16 protein-coding genes are annotated in these 20,264 nt (G+C 70.2%); 5 read left to right on the top strand and 11 right to left on the bottom strand.

Annotation, left to right across the window (positions count from 1 at the left end; translation table 11 throughout):
- The first annotated feature begins 66 nt into the window (after window positions 1-66).
- Entirely contained in the window at window positions 67-1,080 is a 1,014-nt protein-coding gene (locus ACIHAD_RS01150; RefSeq protein WP_397352282.1) for a hypothetical protein, read from the top strand.
- A 114-nt stretch (window positions 1,081-1,194) separates the two neighbouring features.
- Here the strand turns inward: ACIHAD_RS01150 and ACIHAD_RS01145 are convergent, their stop codons facing one another.
- From ACIHAD_RS01145 to ACIHAD_RS01105, 9 genes are all read right to left on the bottom strand, one after another.
- The gene (locus ACIHAD_RS01145) at window positions 1,195-2,796 is read right to left on the bottom strand and encodes an FAD-dependent monooxygenase (protein ID WP_397352281.1); all 1,602 of its coding nucleotides are present in this window, start codon (window positions 2,794-2,796) and stop codon (window positions 1,195-1,197) included.
- Between the two features lie 516 nt (window positions 2,797-3,312).
- A complete protein-coding gene (locus tag ACIHAD_RS01140; protein ID WP_397352280.1) occupies window positions 3,313-3,603 on the bottom strand; it encodes an MTH1187 family thiamine-binding protein in 291 nt (96 codons plus the stop codon).
- Between the two features lie 109 nt (window positions 3,604-3,712).
- Window positions 3,713-4,042 carry a hypothetical protein gene (locus ACIHAD_RS01135; RefSeq protein WP_397352279.1) on the bottom strand — a complete coding sequence of 110 codons (330 nt, stop codon included), beginning with the start codon at window positions 4,040-4,042 and terminating at the stop codon, window positions 3,713-3,715.
- 10 nt (window positions 4,043-4,052) lie between these two features.
- A complete protein-coding gene (locus ACIHAD_RS01130) occupies window positions 4,053-4,730 on the bottom strand; it encodes a uracil-DNA glycosylase (protein WP_397352278.1) in 678 nt (225 codons plus the stop codon).
- A gap of 69 nt (window positions 4,731-4,799) precedes the next feature.
- On the bottom strand, window positions 4,800-6,173 hold the full coding sequence (locus ACIHAD_RS01125) for a M1 family metallopeptidase (protein ID WP_397352277.1): 1,374 nt from the start codon (window positions 6,171-6,173) through the stop codon (window positions 4,800-4,802).
- A gap of 83 nt (window positions 6,174-6,256) precedes the next feature.
- Complete coding sequence (locus tag ACIHAD_RS01120) at window positions 6,257-7,156, bottom strand: carbohydrate ABC transporter permease (RefSeq protein WP_397352276.1); 900 nt, start codon at window positions 7,154-7,156, stop codon at window positions 6,257-6,259.
- Entirely contained in the window at window positions 7,153-8,529 is a 1,377-nt protein-coding gene (locus tag ACIHAD_RS01115; RefSeq protein WP_397352275.1) for an ABC transporter permease subunit, read from the bottom strand. Before ACIHAD_RS01115 ends, ACIHAD_RS01120 begins: the two co-directional genes overlap by 4 nt.
- Before the next feature lie 12 nt (window positions 8,530-8,541).
- Complete coding sequence (locus ACIHAD_RS01110; RefSeq protein WP_397352274.1) at window positions 8,542-9,870, bottom strand: ABC transporter substrate-binding protein; 1,329 nt, start codon at window positions 9,868-9,870, stop codon at window positions 8,542-8,544.
- An 8-nt stretch (window positions 9,871-9,878) separates the two neighbouring features.
- Window positions 9,879-11,126: an ABC transporter substrate-binding protein gene (locus tag ACIHAD_RS01105; RefSeq protein ID WP_397352273.1), complete on the bottom strand. Its 1,248-nt coding sequence runs from the start codon at window positions 11,124-11,126 to the stop codon at window positions 9,879-9,881.
- A 130-nt stretch (window positions 11,127-11,256) separates the two neighbouring features.
- Here ACIHAD_RS01105 and ACIHAD_RS01100 point away from each other — a divergent pair, with 130 nt between their 5' ends.
- From ACIHAD_RS01100 to ACIHAD_RS01090, 3 genes are read left to right on the top strand one after another with little or no spacing between them, the layout of a single operon-like run.
- Window positions 11,257-11,763, top strand: coding sequence for a PadR family transcriptional regulator (locus tag ACIHAD_RS01100; RefSeq protein ID WP_397352272.1), 507 nt, complete (start codon window positions 11,257-11,259; stop codon window positions 11,761-11,763).
- Window positions 11,760-12,488, top strand: a complete 729-nt coding sequence (locus tag ACIHAD_RS01095; RefSeq protein WP_397352271.1) for an ABC transporter ATP-binding protein — start codon at window positions 11,760-11,762, stop codon at window positions 12,486-12,488. Before ACIHAD_RS01100 ends, ACIHAD_RS01095 begins: the two co-directional genes overlap by 4 nt.
- A complete protein-coding gene (locus ACIHAD_RS01090) occupies window positions 12,485-14,752 on the top strand; it encodes an FtsX-like permease family protein (RefSeq protein WP_397352270.1) in 2,268 nt (755 codons plus the stop codon). Before ACIHAD_RS01095 ends, ACIHAD_RS01090 begins: the two co-directional genes overlap by 4 nt.
- Here the strand turns inward: ACIHAD_RS01090 and treS are convergent.
- Both treS and ACIHAD_RS01080 read right to left on the bottom strand, forming a co-directional pair.
- Window positions 14,739-16,445, bottom strand: a complete 1,707-nt coding sequence (gene treS, locus ACIHAD_RS01085) for a maltose alpha-D-glucosyltransferase (RefSeq protein ID WP_397352269.1) — start codon at window positions 16,443-16,445, stop codon at window positions 14,739-14,741. The genes ACIHAD_RS01090 and treS overlap by 14 nt on opposite strands.
- A 264-nt stretch (window positions 16,446-16,709) precedes the next feature.
- A complete protein-coding gene (locus tag ACIHAD_RS01080; RefSeq protein ID WP_397352268.1) occupies window positions 16,710-18,332 on the bottom strand; it encodes an asparagine synthetase B family protein in 1,623 nt (540 codons plus the stop codon).
- A 116-nt stretch (window positions 18,333-18,448) separates the two neighbouring features.
- Here ACIHAD_RS01080 and ACIHAD_RS01075 point away from each other — a divergent pair, with 116 nt between their 5' ends.
- The gene (locus ACIHAD_RS01075) at window positions 18,449-20,260 is read left to right on the top strand and encodes a hypothetical protein (RefSeq protein WP_397352267.1); all 1,812 of its coding nucleotides are present in this window, start codon (window positions 18,449-18,451) and stop codon (window positions 20,258-20,260) included.
- Window positions 20,261-20,264: the final 4 nt, after the last annotated feature.

The following is a 20,264-nucleotide window of genomic DNA, read 5'->3' as shown; positions in this document are numbered from 1 at the left end:
CCGCATCGGGGGCGGCGGGGTTCCGGATCCTGGGTGCCTCACCACGTTCCGAAGGCGAGGCACCTCATGAAGATCGTTCTGCCGCTCCCCGCCACACTGACCTCCCTGTTTGTCGTAGCCGTGGAGCACCTGCCGTCCGACGTCGAGACCTTCGTGCCCTGGCGCGTCCCCGGGCCGTACAGGAAGGCGGCCCGTGACGCGCTCGACACCCCGCCGGCCCTGACGGTCTCCCACGATCCGACCCCCTGGCGACCGGGCGAGCTCACCCTCACCGACGACGAACGTCGGCGCCTGCGCCGGGCCGGGCAGCACGTCCTGGTGTCCACCACGGCGCCCCCGCACCGCCTGCCCGGCAACGTCCAGACCGCCAGAGCCGTCGCCCGTGCCCTCGCCCTGCAGAGCGACGGCCTGCTCATCGACCCGTTGACCGCCTCGGCCGTGCCCGCCTGCCCGAGGTGTCCTGGCGAGCCGCGCGCCTTCCACCTCGGCGACGACTGGCTCACCTGGGACACGCAGATCCACGACGACGCCACCTGCCCGCCGTGGGACCCGTCCGACACGGCCGCCTGCGACTGCCTGCGCGTCACCTCGCGCGGGCTGAGCCGCTTCGCGCTGCCTGAGATCACCCTCGACGGCGCCGCCTGCGCCCACAGCCTGTGCGCGACCAGCCTCCTGCGCTCGGTGGCCCATCGCCTGGTCACCGACCAGCTCGCCCACCTGAAGGCGCACCCGCTGGCCACCTGCCACGAGATCGACGACCTCCTGCGGATCCAGCCGTCCGGCGCCTTCCAGGGCGGCTCAGCGTTCGGCGTGCGGCTGACCCCGTGCGGCGCGGACCTCGGCGAACCGGGCAGGGCGGGCAGCATCCGCCGCCTGAAGGTCGGCCCCGCCCCCGGTTCCGGTCAGCTCACCTGCCTCAAGGTCGGGCCGCCTCCCGGCTTCACCGGCTCCCTCAATGACTGGCTCTGCACCACCCGGAGCACCGACCTGACCGCCGTCGACCCCACCGTCGACCCCACCGTCGACCCCGCTGTCGACCCCGCCGTCGTCCCGGCCGCACGCCCGGCTCTCGCCGCCTGACCCCCGCCCCCGCGAGATGGCCAGGATCCCTGTGGTCCGTGCGCGTCAGCTGCTCCTCATGAGCGCCTTCCGGGGAAGGTCGCCGAGATGCCGGTCGAAGGAGAGGCAGACGGTCTAGCGGTGGAGGATCTGGGTGAGGGCCTGGTCGAGGGTGGACATGGGGTCCGAAGTCGGACGAGGGGCGCGCCAGGCCACATAGCCGTCGGGCCGTACCAGGACGGCGCCGCCTTCCCGGACTCCGTACCGCTCCCGCCAGCGGCCTTCGACGTCCACCAGCTCGTCGTCCACCAGGATGCGGGTGAGCTGCACGCCCAGGCGCTCCTTGACCACGCGGCCGGCGTCCATCCAGACCTGGCCGCCGCTCTTGTCGGCCAGCAGCACGAAGCCCGAGCCGAACAGGTCGATGGTCGAGATGCGCTGCCCCTCCCAGTCGAGCACGACGTGCGGGGCGCGGCTGCCGGGGCGGCCATCAGGCGTGCGCGGGTCCTCCAGGAGGGAGCCGTCGTCGCCGGGTTCCTCCAGGACGGCGGCGGAGTGGTACCGGTAGCCGAGCATCGCCTGGAGGAAGTCCTCCAGGGGCTCGGGGTAGTCGGAGCGCTCGTCCACGGGCATCCGTACGCTGAGGTTGGCGAGCTGCGCGTCGGCGGTCAGGGCGCCGATCGGGCGGCGTTCGGCGTCGTACGTGTCCAGGAAGCCGGGGCCGGCCTGCCCGCTGATCACCAGCCAGAGGCGCCAGGCGATGTCGCAGCCGTCCTGGAGGGCGGTGCTGCCGCCCTGGCCACCGGTGGGCGGCATGGTGTGGGCGGCGTCGCCGGCGAAGAAGACGCGTCCGGCGCGGAAGGTGTCGGCCACGACGTGCGCCAGGCTGAACGTCGCCGTGTCGAGCACTTGCACGTCCAGGTCCGGGATGCCGGTTCCGATGCGGATGAGCTCGACGCAGCGTTCCTCGGTGAGGTCGTTCGCGCTGCCGTGTGCGGAGGGGGGCTGGTTGATGCCGAGCACATGCGCGCCCACGCCCGTGCCGGTCACGATGACACCGGTGAACGCGTGGTTGTGGAGGTACCAGACGATGACCTCGCGCTCGTTCACCAGGCCCGTCAGGTCGGCGTCGAACATGATCGAGCGCATCTGGACGAGGTCGCCCTTGCCGGAGGTGGGCACGGCCAGCCGCTCGCGCAACGGGCTCCGGTGGCCGTCGGCCGCCACCACGTAGTCGGCCCGTACGACGCTCTCGACCCCGTCGGCGGCGCGGATCACGGCGGTGACGCCGTCGTCGTCCTGGTCGAGGGAGATCAGCTCGGTGGAGAAGCGCAGGTCTGCCCCGAGCTCGTCGGCGTAGGCGCGGAGCACCCGCTCGACCTCCGACTGGGGTGCGCCCACGCGGGGCACGGGGGTGAGGTCGGCGAGGGCGTTCTCCTCGCCCGTGTCCTCCAAGATCATGTGGGGCTCGGGGTCGGCGAGGGTCTTGGCGATCGCGATGCGCATGGAGTCGCCGATGCCGGTCCAGATGTCGGCGAACGTCTGCTCGATCCCCGGCAGCGGGCGCAGCAGCTCGACCGCTCGCGGTCCCATGCCGAACGCCTTGGGCTGGATGGACGTGCTCGGGTGCCGTTCGACCAGCATGACGGGCACCTCGCGCCACGCCAGCAGCGCGGCAGCGCTCAGGCCCGCGTACCCGCCGCCGACCACCAGCACGGGCACTCGCTCTTGTCTCATTGCCTCCACCTCCGGGCACACGTAGTATCGCGTTCGTCGATCAAGCAACACGATATGTCGCGTCGACGAAGGCGGTCAAGACATGTCGCGTATACCGGCATTCATCGGATCTCTCGCGATGTGCTGCCGAAGACCCTCCACTGGGCTCGACCCCCGACGGCGTGTATCCGCCCCCGCTGTCCTTCCCTGAGTGCAGGGTCTGGCGGCAAGAAGGCTGCCCAAGGCAACTCAGCCGGTGGCCCAGCGGGTCGTCGCGCGGCGGCTCGGCGGGCGGGCTGCTGATGGGCGCGGCGACGAGCCTGGCCGCGCCCGACTGCTGCCCTGAAGCCGGCACCCACCCAGAGCCAGCACCCAGATGGTTCGTTCCGGCGGCTGGTGGGTGTTCGGTTGCCGCGGCCTGCGCTGGCGTTCCATGGGTCGTGCGGCAGTCGCCAGGCCCTTCGCTGCTCGCCTCTCCGCGCCGCGACCCCGTTCACTCGCGGCTGCTCCCGTCCAGTCCGGGGGAGCCTGCGGGGGTCAGGGGAGGTGGCGTTCGAGGCTTTGGAGTTTGGTGGTCATGCCGTCCGTCACGCCGGGGCGGACGTCGGCCTTGAGGACCAGGCTGACTCTCGGGGCGACTTCGGAGACGGCGTCGACCGCGCGCCGGACGACGTCCATGACCTCGTCCCACTCGCCCTCGATCGTGGTGAACATCGCGTCCGTGCGGTTGGGCAGGCCGCTCTCGCGGACCACCTGGACGGCGCGGGCGACCGGTTCGGCGACCCCTTCGCCGACGCCCAGCGGGGTGATGGAGAAGGCCACGATCATGGCGACAGATCCCTCGGATGACGGAAAGAGCCCGGACGAACCGATCGTAGCCGGGGCGAAGAGCCACGACGCGGGTGGGGCGTCGTGGCTGATCGCCGTACGTCACACGTCACGCGTGGTCGTGGTCGTGCTCTTCCTCGTCCTCGTCCTCACTCGGCCCCTCGGACGGCTCCACCCCGAGAACGGCCTCACGCGGCTCGATCTCGGTGATGTGGTCCACGAGCTGCAGCACGTGGTCGGGCTCGATCAGCCACTGCAGCGCCGAGGCGCCGGTCTCGTCGGAGTTGACGAGGTCGGCCTGCTCGGAGCGCTCCTCGTCGCTGAGGTCGGCGTCGGGGTGCCTGATCTCGGCCAGCGCCGCCGCCTGCAGCGCGTTCACGTCGAGCACCTCCACGGTCAGTTCGACCGTAAGGCGCAGGTACTTCGGTTCATCACTCATGGCGACGATGCTAGGGCAGCTTCCACTCGACAGGTGCGGCGCCTTGCTGGGTGAGCAGCTCATTGGCGCGGCTGAACGGCCGCGAGCCGAAGAAGCCGCTGCGCGCCGACAGCGGGGACGGATGCGCCGACTCGACGCACGGCACGCCGCCGAGCATCGGGGCGAGGTTGCGGGCGTCACGGCCCCACAGGATGGCGACCATCGGCTTGTCGCGGGCCACGAGGGCGCGGATGGCCTGCTCGGTGACCTGCTCCCAGCCCTTGCCCCGGTGGGAGGCGGGCTTGCCCGGCATGACCGTCAGAACCCTGTTGAGCAGCAGCACGCCCTGCTCGGCCCAGGGGGTCAGGTCGCCGTTGGCGGGACGGGGGAGCCCCAGGTCGGACTCCATCTCCTTGTAGATGTTGAGCAGGCTCCCGGGCAGCGGCCGCACCTCGGGCGCCACCGAGAACGACAACCCGACGGGGTGGCCGGGCGTGGGGTAGGGGTCCTGGCCCACGATCAGCACCTTGACGTCGTCGAAGGGCTGGTTGAAAGCGCGCAGGACGTGGGGGCCCGAGGGCAGGTACTGCCTGCCCTCGGCGATCTCGTTGCGCAGGAACTCACCCATCAAGGAGATCTGCTCGGATACGGGCTCAAGAGCCTGAGCCCATCCGGCTTCGACGACTTCATGCAAAGGACGACCGGCCATGGCCGTGAAGCCTATCTAGGTCTGGTACGGCTTGCCGCCCGAACGGGCACGCAGGCCGTACCGGAATGATCACAACGACGGCTTGCCGGGCTGGAAGAGCCAGGCGTCGAAGAGGGTGTCGAGCTGCCTGCCGGAGACACGTTCGGCGAGGGCGACGAAGGCGGCGGTGTCGGCGTTGCCGTACTTGTGCTCGTTCGCCCAGGTGCGCAGGATCGTGAAGAACGCGTTGTCGCCGACGGTCCGGCGCAGGACGTGCAGGGTCGCCGCGCCGCGGTCGTAGACGGGGTCGTGGAAGAGCGCGGCGGCGCCGCCGGGGTCGGCGGTGGGCGTCTGCCAGAACTCGTCGCCGGCGGGCCTGGCGTAGACGCCGTCGAAGGACGTCTGCACGGTACGGCTGCCGATCTTCTCCAGCCAGAGCCATTCCGCGTACGTCGCGAAGCCCTCGTTCAGCCAGATGTCGCGCCATAAGGTGGGCGTCACCGAGTCGCCGAACCACTGGTGGGCCAGCTCGTGGGCGAGCAGCGACTCGCCGGGCGCCACGGGGTAGATGGGCCGGGTCTGGGTCTCCAGGGCGTAGCCGACGTTCGGCTCGTGGTCGACGATCCCGCCGGTGGAGGAGAAGGGGTACGGGCCGAAGAGGGAGCTGAAGTAGTCGAGGACGGGGGTGTGGCGGGCGGCGAAGTCCGTCGCCTTGCCGGCGAGCTTGGGGTCCACGGCGGTGATCACGCGGTAGCCGCCGATCCTGGTGTCGGTGAGCTGGAACTTGCCGATCGACACCGTGGTCAGGTAGCTGGCCATGGGCTCGCGGGCGTCCCACACGTACGTGGTCCGGCCGCCGGCCGACGTTCTGGCCACCAGGTCGCCGTTGGCCACCGCGACCCTCGTGCTGGGGACGGTCACGGCGAATCGGTACGTCGCCTTGTCCGACATGTGGTGGTTGCCGGGGTACCAGGTCATCGCGCCCTGCGGCTCGTTGGCGTTGAAGACGCCGTCGCTGGTCCTGATCCAGCCGTCCCTGGAGCCGTCGGGGTCGAGGACGTGGGTGGGCCTGCCGTCGTACCGGACGACGACGGAGAAGTTCTGCCCGGAGGCCGGCGTGGCGGCGGGGGTGACGACGAGTTCGTCGCCGCCGCGGGTGAAGGCGGCGGGCCTGCCGTCCACGGTGACCGAGCGTACGGACAGCGAGCCGGACAGGTCGAGGTCGAAGCGGCTCAGCGCCTGGGTGGCGCGGGCGCCGACGGTGGCGACGCCGGTCAGGACGTTCGAGGACGGGTCGTAGTCGAGGGCGAGGTCGTAGTGGCCGACGTCGTAGCCGCCGTTCCCCTGACGGGGGAAGTACGGGTCGCCCGCCCCGGGAGCGCCGGGGGTGCCGCCGAGCGCGGCGGCGGGGGTGAGGGGGAGGGAGATGAAGGCTGCTGCGGCGAGAGCGAGAAGACGCTTCATGAACAATCATCGGAGGTCCGGAAGCGGGTGTTACGGGCGCCCGCCTGCCCCCCTCTGGGAGGCGGGCGCCCGCAGGGGATGGCCTACTTGACGGAACCGGCCATCATGCCCTGGACGAAGTACCGCTGGAAGGCGAAGAACAGCACCAGCGGGATGATCAGCGAGAGGAACGCCCCTGAGGAGAGGATGTCGACGTTCGATCCGAACTGCCGCATCTGGGACTGCAGGGCCTTGGTCATCGGCTGGTTGTCGGTGTTGGCGAACACGAGCGCGATGAGCATGTCGTTCCACACCCACAGGAACTGGAAGATCCCCAGCGAGGCGATGGCCGGCTTGCCCAGCGGGAACACGACCTGGGCGAAGATCTTCCACTCGGGTGCGCCGTCCATCCTGGCCGCCTCCAGCAGCGAGGCCGGGATGCCGACGAAGAAGTTGCGCAGCAGGAAGATGGCGAACGGCAGGCCGAACGCCGTGTGGAACAACACCACGCCGGGGATCGTGCCGAAGATCCCGACACCGCCGTAGAAGGCCGCGACGGGGATCAGCGCGATCTGGATGGGCACGATCAGCAGCCCCACCACGATCAGGAACGCCGTGTCCCGCCCGCGGAACTCCATCCAGGCGAACGCGTACGCCGCCATGGCGGCGATGCCGATCACCAGGATCGTGGTGGGCACGGTGATGAGCACCGTGTTCCAGAACGACGAGGTGAAGCCGCTGGCCAGCAGGTTCTTGTAGTTGGCGATGGTCAGTTCCGCGGGCTTGGTGAAGATCGTCCACCAGCCCTCGGCGTTGTTCACCTTCACCGTGCGCAGGGAGACGACCAGCAGGCCCAGCGTCGGCACCAGCCAGAACAGGCCGAGCACGATCATGACCACCTGGACGGCCCCGCCGCCGAGGCGGTCCACAATCCTGCTCGCCAGGCCCCTGCGCGGCGCGCCCGACTCCGGTCCGTGAGGCGCGGTCACGGTCGCGGTCGTCATGTGTCTTCCCTTCTGAACCGGCGGATGTTCATGATCATGAAGGGAAGAACCAGGATGAGCAGGAACACCGCGAGTGCGCTGCCGAGCCCCTGGTTGTTCCCGCCGCCGAACGACACGCGCCACATCTCCAGCGCGACCACGTTCGACTGCGGCTGAACCGAGGCCGGCGCGATGATGTAGACCAGGTCGAAGACCTTCAGCGTATTGATGATCATCGTCACGAAGACGACGAGCAGCACCGGCGACAGCAGCGGCACGGTGATCCGCCGGAACACCTGCCACTCGGTCGCGCCGTCGATGCGGGCGGCCTCCAGGGCGTCGCGCGGGATGGCGGCGAGCCCGGCGGCGATCAGCACCATCGCGAACCCGGCCCACACCCAGACGAACGCGCCGATGATGGCCGGCGTGATGAGCGTCTGGCCGAGCCAGGTCAGGCCGCCGTAGCTGGCCTGGAAGTTCGACTGCGGCAGCCGTACGACGTAGGAGCCGGACGGCAGGCCGGCGAAGCTGAAGCTGCCGTCGTCGGCGGTCGTGGCGGTGGCCGCGACCTGGCCGTCCTTGACCGCCTCGACGGTCACGCCGGGCAGGCCCTTCTCGGTCGGGTCCACGGCGCCGCTCTGGCCGCCGCCACCCTGCGTGAAGTCGAACCACACCGTCCCCGACACCGCCGAGCCGCCGGTGGGGGCGTGGGCGGGCTGGGCGTTGGACGGCATGATCTGCGGCTTGACGCCGACGATCGGGATCAGCACCGGCGTGCCCGCCTGGACGGGCTGCTTGGTGACGACCGCGCCGTTCTGCTCGGTCACGGGAGACTGGTCGCCGCCGCGCGCCCGGGCCTCGGGATAGCCCTGCGAGGAGGAGAACGTGTCGTGCACGGTGGTGAGCACGGCGTTGGCCAGGCCCTTGTCGGGGTCCTCCTCGTAGACGAGGCGGAAGATGACGCCTGCGGCCATCAGCGAGACCGCCATCGGCATGAAGACGATCAGCTTGAAGGCCGTCGCCCACCGGATACGCTCGGTCAGCACCGCGAAGATCAGGCCGATCGTGGTGACCACGATCGGCGCCACGACCACCCAGATGAGGTTGTTGCGGATCGTGACGAGCATGCCGTTGTCACTGAAGATCGTGGTGTAGTTGCCCAGCCCCACGAACCCGCTGCCCGAGGCGTCGAACAGGCTGCGGAAGATGGAGTAGACGATGGGGTAGACCACCCAGACGCCGAGCAGCAGGGCCGCCGGCAGGAGGAAGGCGATGGCGACCGTCGGCGATGGGCCGAGGCGTCGTCTCGTACGGGGGGTTTCAGCCGGTCCTGCGGAGGGCCCGCCCGCGATCTTCGCAGGCGGGGCCGCCGGGCCGTCCAACCGTTCGGTCACGGCCTTACCTCTTTACTTCCAGGCCTTCTTGGCCTCGGCCTCGAGCGCCGTCTGGGCGCCCTTGACGTCGCTCGGGTCGCGCAGGAAGTCCTGCAGGACCTTCCACTCGCCCTTGCCGTCGGTGCCGCCGAAGGCGCTCGGGGCCAGGTCCGACATGTCGTAGCGGACGGCGTCACCGGCGGAGACGATCGTCTGGCCGAGCTGCTTGGTCAGCTCGTCGGGGTAGTTGTCGGGGGAGACGTTCTTGTTGGGCGACAGGTAGCCGGGGAGCTTGGCCCAGATCTCGCCGCCCTCCTTGGAGGCCAGGAACTGCACCAGGGCCATCGCGCCGGGGGAGTCCTTCATGACCACGGCCACGTCGCCGCCGAGCACGACCGGGGCGGTGTCGCCGGCCTTCGGGAACGGGAAGTACTTGGCGCCCTCGCCGACCTTGGCGCCGTCCTGGGTGGCCTGGGTGGCGACGAAGTCGGCCTCGATGACCATGGCGGCCTTCTTGTTGCCGTACACCTTGGTCACGCAGGTCGGGAAGTCGGTCTGCAGCGCGCCGGAGGCGCCGTCGAGCACGAACTCCTTCTTGCCCGCGATCTGCGCGATCTTCTCCAGGGCGGTGGCGACGCTGGGGTCGGTCCACGGGATCTCGTGCTTGGAGAGCTTGTCGTAGTTCTCCGGGCCGGCGCTGGAGAGGTAGACGTTCTCGAACAGGTCGGTCAGCGTCCAGCCGGAGGCGCCGCAGAGGGAGAAGGGCGGGGTGCCGGAGTCGGCGATGGTCTGGCCGGCCTTGATCAGCTCGTCCCAGGTCGTCGGCACCTGGACGCCGGCCTCCTCGAAGGCCTCGGAGCGGTACCAGACCAGCGACTTGTGCGCCGCCTTGATCAGCACGCCGTACACCTTGCCGTCGGCGGAGCCCAGCTCCTTCCAGTACGGCGTGTAGTTGGTGTCGATCTCCTGGGTGACCTCGGGGGTCAGCGGCTTGAGCGCGTCCTGCTTGGCGTACTGCTGCACCAGACCCGGCTGCGGGAGGATCGCGACGTCCGGCGGGTTCTTGCCCTGGATGCGCGGGCCGAGGTAGGCGCCGGTGTCCTCACCCGTGGAGGCGTACGTGACCGTGGCGCCGGTCTTGTCGGAGAAGGCCTTGAGCACCTGCTCGAAGTTCTTCTGCTCGGCGCCGGTCCACTTGGCCGCGACCTCGATCTTGACGCCTTCGAGGGTCTTGCCGCCGCCGGCGGTGCTGGCCGGCGCGGACTCCGAGGCGGTGGGGGTGGTCGTCGTCGGGGCGTTGCCGCAGGCGGCGACGGCTACCGCGAGCCCTGCCAGGACTACTGCTGCTCTGGCTTTACGCATGGCTTGCCTCACTGGGTTCTGATGATCTCTTCGAGTTCTGACTTGATGGAGACCGCGACATCGTCGGCGGACTCTTTCGCGGGAGCGGCCAGGGCCTTGGCGACCGAGCTGGCGATCACCAGGCTCACCTGGTTGTAGTTGGCGCTCACCGGCCGTGGTTTGGCGGCGAGGATGCTCTCCTTGAGCACGGGGAGGTACGGGAACCGCTTGATCAGGGCCGGGTCGTCGTACAGCTCGGTCCACACGGGCGGGAAGGAGCCCTCGGTGAGGACGCGGCGTTCGTTCTCCAGGCTGGTGAAGTAGCGGATGAACTCCTGTGCGGTGTGCTGGTGCTTGGAGTAGGCGCTGACGGCCAGGTTGATCCCGCCGAGGGTGCTGGATCCCTGACCGTTCAGGCCGGGCAGCCGGGTCACCGCGAAGCGGTCGCCCAGCTTGGCCCTGGCCGGGCCGTAGGCGTGCGGCCAGTTGCGGGCGAAGGCCAGCTTCCCGTCCTGGAAGGCCAGGCGCGACTCCTCCTCCTTGAAGCTCAGGGAGTCGCCGGTGATCCAGCCCTCCCGCAGCCCCTGCATCAGGAAGTCGAGCGCGATCTTCCCCTTGGCCGGATCGAGGGTCACCTCCGTGCCGTCGTGGTTGAGAATCTGCCCGCCCGCCGACTGCACCGCCTCGGAGAAGTTCACGGTCAAGCCTTCGTAGGCCAGGAGTTGGGCCGCATAGCCTCCGATATCCCGCTTTTTCGTTACTTCTCGTGCTTCATCGCGAAGTTCCGCCCAGGTCTGCGGCGGCTTCTTGATCAGATCGGTCCGGTAGTAGAGCAGTCCCGCGTTGCTGGTGTACGGGACAGCCCAGAGCTTGCCCTTGTAGACGGCCGTGTCCACGACGGGCGGCAGGAACCTGTCGAGCGGGAACAACCCGCGCTCCAGGGGGATGATCCAGCCGTTCTCCGCGAACTCGGCGGTCCACACCACGTCGAGCCCCAGCACGTCGTAGCGGTTGCTCTGGGCCTGGAGGTTGGCCACCATCTGGGCGCGTTGCTCGTCGGCGGCCTCGGGCAGCTCCAGCAGCGTCACCTTCTCGGCCGGGTGGGCCTGGTTCCAGCGGTCCAGCAGGGGTTGCAGGTACGCCGTGGTGTCGCGTCCGGTGGCGAAGGTGATCGGGCCTGTGCCGCCCGTTCCCGTCTCGCCGCCGCCCTCGTCACCCGCCACCGCGCATCCGGCCGCCAACAGGCCGACCAGAACGAACGAAAGCGGGCGCAGCACTCTGTTTCCTCCACATTCAGCGGGGTTACATACGTGTTAGGTAGATGCATTCATGTTATGCACACCTGTAATCTGATGGTCAACGGATACCTACGTAACGCTCACGTAACACAAAGCGGGGAGGTGAGGCGTGCGGCTTCACCTGCTGGCGCTCCTGGCCAAGGAACCGGCCCACGGCTACGAGCTCAAACAGGCCCTTGAGCAGACGTTCGGCAGCGCCTACCCCTCCCCGAACATCGGGCAGATATACGTGACGCTCGGCCGGCTGGAGAAGGACGGGCTCGTCAGGGCCGTCGACGTCGAGCAGTCCAACCGGCCGAACAAGAAGGTCTACTATCTGACCGCCAAGGGCCGCGACCTGCTCACCATCTGGGTCGACGAGCCCACCGAGGGCCCCAGGGTGCGCGACGAGTTCTTCATGAAGCTCGTGCTCGCCCCGCTCACCGGCATCGCCGACCGGATGGCGCTGATCAACCGCCAGCGCCGCCACTACATGTCGCTCATGGGTGACCTCAACGACCTGCTCTCCCGTACGGCGCCCACCGACCGGGTCGCCCTGCTGCTGATCGAGGGAGCCATGTTGCACCTGCAGGCCGATCTTGACTGGCTGGAGCGATGCCAGGAGGATCTGGCATGAGCTCGGTCCTAAAAACGGTCAATCTGGTCAAAATCTACCAAGACGGCGCAGTGCCGGTGCCGGCCGTGCGCGGGGTGGATCTCCAGGTCGAGCCGGGCGAGTTCGTCGCGATCATGGGGCCGTCCGGCTCGGGCAAGTCCACGCTCGTGCACATGCTCGGCGGCCTCGACGCGCGCACCAGCGGCGAGATCTGGCTCGACGAGCAGCGGGTCGACACCCTCTCCGAGAGCGCCTGGGCGCTGCTGCGGCGCAAGAAGGTCGGCTTCGTCTTCCAGTTCTTCAACCTGGTGGCCAACATGACCGTCGGCGACAACGTCGAGCTGCCCGCGCTGCTGGCCGGAGCCTCGCCCAAGGTGGCACGCGAGCGGCGCGAGAGCCTGCTCGGCGCGCTCAACCTGGCCGACCGCGCCGGGGCCTCGCCCGCCCAGCTCTCCGGCGGCGAGCAGCAGCGTGTCGCGCTGGCCAGGGCCCTGGCCAACAAGCCCAGCCTGCTGCTGGCCGACGAGCCGACCGGCAACCTCGACAGCCGCAACACCCGCGACGTGCTGCGCCTGCTCGGCGACGTGCACAAAGAGGGGCAGACGATCGTCATGGTGACCCACGACGCCCGGGTGGCCAGCCTGGCCGACCGGCTGGTGTCGCTGTTCGACGGCGAGATCGTCGACGACGGCCGCATCGCCCGCCGCCGCACCCGCACCGCCGGCGAGGTGATCGACCTCCGATGAGCACCACCCTGGCCGGAAGCCGGTGGATCAAGGCCGACCTGCGGGCCAGGAAGGGCCAGGCGGTGCTCACCGTGCTGGTCGTGGCCGGGATCGTGGCCGCCCTGATCACCGCGGCGACTCTCCTGGAGGACGGCACCAACCCGTGGCGCAGCCTGTCGGCCCAGACCGACGGCGCCCACGTCTGGGTCTACACCGACGACGACCCCGACGTCGCCCTGGGCGACATCGACGGCGTCACCGGCACCACGGGCCCCTACCGCTCGGCCCCCGTGACCGTGGCGCAGGAGGGCAAGAAGGAGCCCGCGTCGCTGCGCGCGATGCCCGCCGCGCCGCCGCAGGTGGCCCATCCCGTGCTGGCCGAGGGCAGGTGGCTCGACGGCGCGCAGCCCGACGGCGTGGTCGTCGAGCACTCCTTCGCCAGGTCGCTCGGCCTGGCGATCGGCTCGCCGTTCACGGTCATCGCGCTCAGCGGCGAGCGCCACACCCTCTACGTACGCGGCATCGCCGACTCCGCCGACCAGGGCTTCTACCCCGAATGGACCCCCGGGCTGGCCTGGGTGCTGCCCGCCACGCTCGACCGCGTCGAGCCCATGCTGGGCCGCAGCGAATGGGTGACCGGGCTGCGGCTGGCCGACCCCGACGCCAGCCAGGTCGTGGCCCAGCGCGTCGTGGTGATGCTGGAGGACAAGCTCCAGCGCGTCTACACCTGGCGCGAGGTCAGGGCCGCGATGGAGCTGGACAACCGCCTGCTCGGCACGCTGCTCGCGCTGTTCGGCGTGGTGGGCATGGTCGCGGCGGCGCTCGCGCTGGCCAACGCGGCCGGCGGCCGGGTGCTCGGCCAGCTCCGCGACCTGGCCACGCTCAAGTCGATGGGCTTCACCGGCGGCCAGGTCGCCCTGCTGCTCCTGGTCGAGCACGGCGCGCTCGGCCTGCTCGGCGTCGGGCTCGGCGCGCTGGCGGGCTGGGGGGCGACGGCGGTGGTGCTCGGCACGTACTCGGCCGCGCCGATGCCGGTGCTGGCCATCGTGGCGGGCACGGCGCTGGTGGTGCTGGGCGCGGTGGGGGTGCCCGCCTGGCGGGGAGCGCGCACGCCGCCGATCCCCGCCGTGCCGGCCTCGCCGCCGCGCGGCCACCTGTCCCGGCTGGCCCGGCTCGGCCTGCTCGTACGCCTCCCGCCCGCCCTGATCCTGGGCACCCGCGACGCCTTCACCAGGCGCGTGCCGGCGTTCCTGACGGCGTTCGGCCTGGCCGTGCCGATGATGATGATCACGATCGGCCTCGGCGTCTGGGCCACCCTCGACAACTTCCTCAGCCACCCCGAGCAGGTTGGCCAGCACGCCAGCCTGTACGTCCGCCCCGGCAAGCTGGAGTCGGCCGACGCCAAACGCATCGCCGAACGCGACCGCGACGTGCGCTCGGTCTACCCGGGCACCGACGTGAACGCCCTGGCCCCGGGCGAGGCCCGTTCGGTCAGGGTGCGGGCGGTCGGCACCTCGATCGATCCCTACCCGTTCCCCGTCGTGGAGGGTCGGGGCTACACCGAGCCCGGCGAGGCGGTCGCCGGGCAGGGGCTGCTCGACCTGCTGGGGGTCAGGATCGGCGACCGGGTGCGCCTGACCGTGGGCGGCTCGCCGCTGATCGTCCGGATCGTGGGGCGTACCGTCGAGCCCGACCTGGACGGCGAGGTGCTCTCGGTGGGCCTGGACAGCCTGGCCGCCAAGGACTCGGTGCCGCCGCAGTACTACGCGCTGGCCCTGCGGCCGGGCGCGGACAAGGCGGAGGTGCGCGCCAGGTTGCTGGCGGAGTCGGGGGAGAGCATCGACGTGCAGGCGGCGGTCAACCCGGCCGACCGGCTGTCGATCATCAGAGTGGTGATCGTGGCGCTCATCGGCGTGCTGGCCCTGATCGGCCTGGCCAACCTGCTCACCGCGAGCGCGATCGGGCTGCGCGACCACGCCTTCGACCTGGCCGTGCTCAAGGCCATGGGGCTGACGCCACGCCAGGTCATGGCCACGCTGGTGACCGGCACGGGCCTGCTGGTCGTGCTCGGCGTCGGCGCCGGCACGGCGGTGGGGGCGTCCGTGGTGGTGGGACTGATCGACCTGCAGGGTCACACGAGCGGCGTGGGCGCGGGCATCGGCCGCGCGCCCTCGCCGGTGACGCTGGGGGTGGCCGTGGTGACGGCCGTGGGCACGGCCCTCGCGGTGGCGCTCATTCCCGCCCGCCGCGCGGCCCGTGCCCAGGTGCCCGTCACTTCGCGCTGATCTCCTCGGGCTTCAGCGCGAACCAGTAGAACCCGTGGCCCGGCAGGGTCAGCAGGTACGGCAGCTCCCCGATCGGCGGGAACCGCACCCCGCCGCGGGCCTCGACCGGCACCATGCCCTCGAACCTGCGCAGGTCCAGCTCGACGGGCTGCGGGAACCTCGACAGGTTGTTGACGCAGAGCATCACGTCGTCGCGGTCCTCGCGCACGTACGTGAGCACGGACGGGTTGGAGGACCACATTTCGGTGTAGGCGCCGAGGCCGAACACCGGGTGGTTCTTGCGGATCTCCAGCATGCGCCGGGTGAAGTGCAGCAGGGAGCCCTCGTGGCGCTGCTGGGCCTCCACGTTGACCGCCTGGAAGCCGTAGATCGGGTCCATGACGGCCGGCAGGTAGAGCCGGCCCGGGTCGGCCGAGGAGAACCCGGCGTTGCGGTCGGGGCTCCACTGCATCGGTGTGCGGACCGAGTCGCGGTCCTCCAGCCAGATGTTGTCGCCCATGCCGATCTCGTCGCCGTAGTACATGACCGGCGAGCCCGGCAGCGACAGCAGCAGCGCCGTGAACAGCTCGATCAGGTCCCGGTTGTTGTCCAGCAGGGGCGCCAGACGCCGCCGGATGCCGAGGTAGGCCCGCATGCGCGGGTCCTTGGCGTACTCCTTGTGCATGTAGTCGCGCTCTTCCTCGGTCACCGTCTCGAGCGTGAGCTCGTCGTGGTTGCGCAGGAAGATGCCCCACTGTGCGGTGTCGGGCAGCTTGGGGGTGCGGGACATGATCTCGGAGATCGGCTCGCGGGTCTCCTTCTTCACCGCCATGTAGATGCGCGGCATCAGCGGGAAGTGGAAGGCCATGTGGCACTCGTCGCCGCCGACGGTGGGGTCGCCGAAGTACTCCACGACGTCCTCGGGCCAGCCGTTGGCCTCGGCCAGCAGCACCCGGTCCGGGTAGAGCCGGTCGACCTCCGAGCGGATCTTCTTCAGGTACGCGTGCGTCTCCGGCAGCCCGGAGCACGCCGTGCCCTCACGCTCGAACAGGTACGGCACCGCGTCGAGGCGGAAGCCGTCGATGCCCAGGTCGAGCCAGAACCGCAGCACCTCCAGCATGGCCTCCTGCACCGCCGGGTTGTCATAGTTCAGGTCCGGCTGGTGGTGGAAGAAACGGTGCCAGTAGTACTGCTTGCGCACAGGGTCGTACGTCCAGTTGGACTCCTCGGCGCCGATGAAGATGATGGGCGCGTCCGGATAGCCCGTGGGCTCGTCGGACCAGACGTAGAAGTCCCCGTAGGGCCCCTCAGGGTCGTGCCTGGAGGCCTGGAACCACGGATGCCTGTCGCTGGTGTGGTTCATGACCAGGTCGGTGATGATCCGGAGGCCCCGCTCGTGCGCGGCCTCGATCAACTGAACAAAGTCTCCCAGATCGCCAAAATCCGGAAGGATCTTCATATAGTCCGAAATGTCATAACCGCCATCGCGCAGCGGGGACTCGTACAGCGGCAGCAGCCAGAGGCAGTCGACGCCGAGCCATTCCAGGTACCCGAGCTTCTCGATGAGACCGCGCAGGTCCCCCGTGCCGTCACCGTTGGAGTCCTTGAACCCCCGGACGAGAACCTCGTAGAACACCGCCCGCTTGTACCATCGCGGATCTTCCGAGACGAAAGCCTCAGAGATCGACTCCGGTGATGGGGATGCGTTGATCATGATGTCGCTCACAGGAAGAGATGTGGGCAGGACGAAGTCACCGGTTACCCCGGCGTTCTTAGCTGGTGACCGCGCCGCGTGGAGTCGTCATCCCTGCGAACTCCATGCCCTCGAACGAGACCGGATTTGTGATCTGGTGCCCGTTTGTTGCGGCGCTTACGGGCCGAACACTACCAGCCCGGTGGCTTTCCGGAACCCGCTTCTGCTGTGCGACGTGTAATACCCGCGAGATCCGTATGTAATCGCCCTGTTACCCAGAGTCCACTAAAAAGGTGCGGTGACGTCCGGGAGGTCGTTCTCGAAGTCGTTCAGCCAGAGTCCGAAAAGCACCAGTCCGCGCACCCAGAACCGGTCGTTCCAGCCGTTGAACCGGGTCAGGGCGTCGGGTCCGCCGGCGATCACCTCGTGCAGCTCGTCGGAGAGCATCCCGGGCACGCGCCGGGCCACGACTTCGAGCATGGCGTGGGAGTAGGCCCGCGCCGGGGCGGCCGTGGAACGCAGCGGCACCCGCTGGAGCGGCTGCTTGACCACGTTCGTGGAGGGCAGCGCGGCCACCCTCGGGTTGGCCGCGTGCAGCACCTCGCGGTAGAAGCGGCCCTTGTCCTTGCGCGCGACGCCGACGCTGAGCGCGGCGTCGAAGAAGGCGGGATGGATGAACGGCGCCGCGAACGACGCCTCCGGGCCCACCAGGTTGACCGCCGAACGCGCGATGCCGCGCACGGTCCTGGTGTGCAGCACCGACAGCGGCAGCTCGGCCCGGTGGCCGTGGAGCATCGAGGTGGCCGCCGCGAACTGGTCGCGCACGGTCTCCTCCATCCACTGCGCGGCGGCCTTGGACAGGAACGGCTGCGCGGGCGCGCCCAGCGACAGCGAGCCCAGCAGCGCCGCCGACCGCTCGGCCTGCGTCGTGGCCTCCAGGGCGGCGCCGCTGACCATGAAGTTCTTCAGCAGCGGGCCGCCGGCCAGGCCGTCCACCAGGATGCGGCCCGAGCCGTGCACCTCCTTGGCGAACGGCGCGTACCAGGCGTGGTGCGGCGTCAGGTACTCCAGCCTGCGGGCCACCTCGGCGGCGTCGCCGGGGTAGGCGGCGGCGTCCTGGGTGACGACCCGGTGCGGGATGCCCAGCTCGCGGGTGATCGCCTTGGCGAAGGCGATGTCGGTGTCGGTGCCGTCGTCGGGGCTGGTGGTCCACGACTCGACGTCGGCGCCGCGGGCCACGGCCACACTGGCCAGCAGGCGCGAGTCGTAGCCGCCGCTGACCGGCACGAGCAGCCTGCGCCCGTCGTAGTCCTCGTAGACGTGGTGCAGCAGCTCGACGATCTCCTCGGGGCTGGTCCAGGCCTCGTACGGCTCGGTGCGCAGCCAGCGCGGCAGCCGGCGCTCGGTGGCCAGGCGGCCGTGCTCGAACACCAGCGCGCTCGACCCCGGCAGCCGCCTGATCTCCCGGTTCGGGGTCGCCTCGCCCAGCGGGAACGTCACCTGGATGATCGAGGCCCACGCGGCCCAGTCGATCTCGACGGGCACCAGGCTGAGCAGCGGCTGGATCAGCGACGAGAAGTAGACCGCGTCGCCCTGGCGCACGTGGTAGACGTCGACCAGGCCGAGCGCGCCCGCGTGCAGCGTCACCCGCGCGCCGTCGCCGATCAGGCCGGGCGTCTCGTACGTCTCCGCGACCGTCATCCAGTCCTCGGCGGCGGCGGGCCTGCGTTCGCCCCACGAGAACGCGAACGCGCCGCCCGCCCGGTGGTACGGCGGCAGCGGCGCGGAGCTGAACAACGCCGCCTCGTCCGTCTGGAGCGCGGGCCGCACCTTGGGGCCCGCGGCGGTGAGTTTGCCCAGTATGGAGGTGTCGATCCGGCCGAGAGCGCCGCATACGTAGGGTCGCACGTTGAACTGCACCGGATCTCATCCCTTCGAGACGCTTCCTGCAAAAGAGTATCCTTTGCCGGGCTGAGAGAGCGGAGGTCCGGTTGTCTACCGAGCTGGAAAGCACGCGTCGGGCGTTGCGGGAAGCTGTCGCGCAGGCCGAGCGCGCGGCCGAACTGGCCAGGCTGCTGGACGCCGCGCAGTCCAGGCTGGCGGCCGCCGAGGAGAACGCCGAGGAGGTCAGGAAGCTGGCCGAGCGGCTGGACGAGGCCGAGGAGCGGCTGGAGGCCGAGCGGGCCGCGGCCGACAAGCTGCGCAGGGAGCTGGCCGAGCAGCGCTTCCAGGCCGAGGTGGCCAACTGGAAGCTGTCCTCGATCAAGGTCGCCCGCTGGAACCGGCTGGGCGACGCCATCAAGAGCGGCAAGAACAACCCGGTGCGGCTGGCCAAGGGGCTCAGGGGCGCCGCGAAGCCGGTCAAGCGGCCCAGCGCGCCCAAGCGCCGGCCGGTGGCCGTCCAGGGGGCCAAGGAGGCGCGTCCGGGGGCGTCGTTCCAGGCCACGAGCACGACCAGGACGCTGGGCGGGGCCTCGTTCAAGCTCAAGCCGTACCGGATCCCCACCGGGCCCAACACCCGGCCGCACCTGACCGCCGCCGTCGTCGCCGATCCGCACGTCGAGGCGCTGCTGCGCTACGAGTGGCGCCAGACGACCGGCTTCACGCCGCGCGACTTCGCCCGGGTGCTGCCGCTGGAGGTGCCCCACCTGCTCGTGGTGGAGTCCGTCACGCAGGGGCCGTGGCTGGAGGAGCTGACCGGCGAGCCGGGCGACGGGCTCAGGGCGCTGCTGGCCTGGTGTGCCGAGCGCGGCATCCGTACCGTCTTCTGGCACACCCAGGGCGACGTGGCCGACTACGCCGCGGCGGCCGAGCTGTTCGAGCACCGCTTCACCAGCGACACCACCGTCGCGTGGCCGCGCCTGCACTTCGGCGTGCAGCCGCGGGTGCACAACCCGCTGCCGCTGGCCGGCGGGCGGATCGACCGGGTGCTCACGCTCGACCAGCTCCTGCCGCCGCACCTGGCCTATCCCGACGTGCTCACCTCCTACCGCTGGCCCGCGGCGGCCGAATGCCCGCCCGGCACGCCGCAGTGGCGGCTGGCCGAGATCGCCGCCTGCGGCACGCCGATCGGCACCGAGCCCGACTCGCGGCGGGCGCACGTGGCCCTGCGCCGGGCCTACGACATGGGGACGATGACCGAGCGCGTGGACGAGCTGCTGGAGGCCATCGGCCTGCCGAGCGCCCGCGCCACCCTCGACACCTCCGTGCTGCTGCCCATCCTCGACCCGACGCTCATGGAGCACGCGCTGGCCCAGGTGGCCAGGCAGTCGGGCGTGGCTCAGGTGATCGTCATCGGGCCGCCCGAGGCCGAGCTGCGCGCCCGCGACCTGCTCACCGACGCCGAGGTCCTGTACCGGCGGCCCCACCCCGCCATGTCCGAGGGCGCGATGCTGGCCAAGGGCCTCGACCTGTGCGAGGCCGACCTGGTCGCGGTCATGGACCCGCGCGACGTCTACGGCCCGCACTACCTGTCGGACCTGCGCCGGGCCTTCCTGTTCAGCACGGCCGACATCGTCGGCAAGGCCGCCTTCTACGCCCACCTGCGCAAGCCCCAGGCGACCCTGCTCAAGCAGCCCGAGGCCGAGTACGCCTACCTTCCCGAGATCGCCGGTGCCACCCTGCTCGCCCGCAGGAATGCCCTGCGCGAGGTGGGCTTCGCCGACCTCACCGAGGGCTGGGACGAGGTCATGATGCGCCAGTGCCGCACCGACGGCGTCAAGGTCTTCTCCGCCGACCGCTTCGGCTACGTACGGGTGCGCGACGAGGACCGCTGGCTGCTCGGCGCGGCCCACCTGGTCGAGTACGGCTCGGCCGAGCCGCACGCGCTGATCTGACGCC

Source organism: Nonomuraea sp. NPDC052265, from assembly GCF_044547985.1.
Lineage (GTDB): Bacteria > Actinomycetota > Actinomycetes > Streptosporangiales > Streptosporangiaceae > Nonomuraea.
The sequence above is the reverse complement of the archived record's forward strand: the minus strand, read 5'-3'. Positions and strand labels throughout refer to the sequence as shown.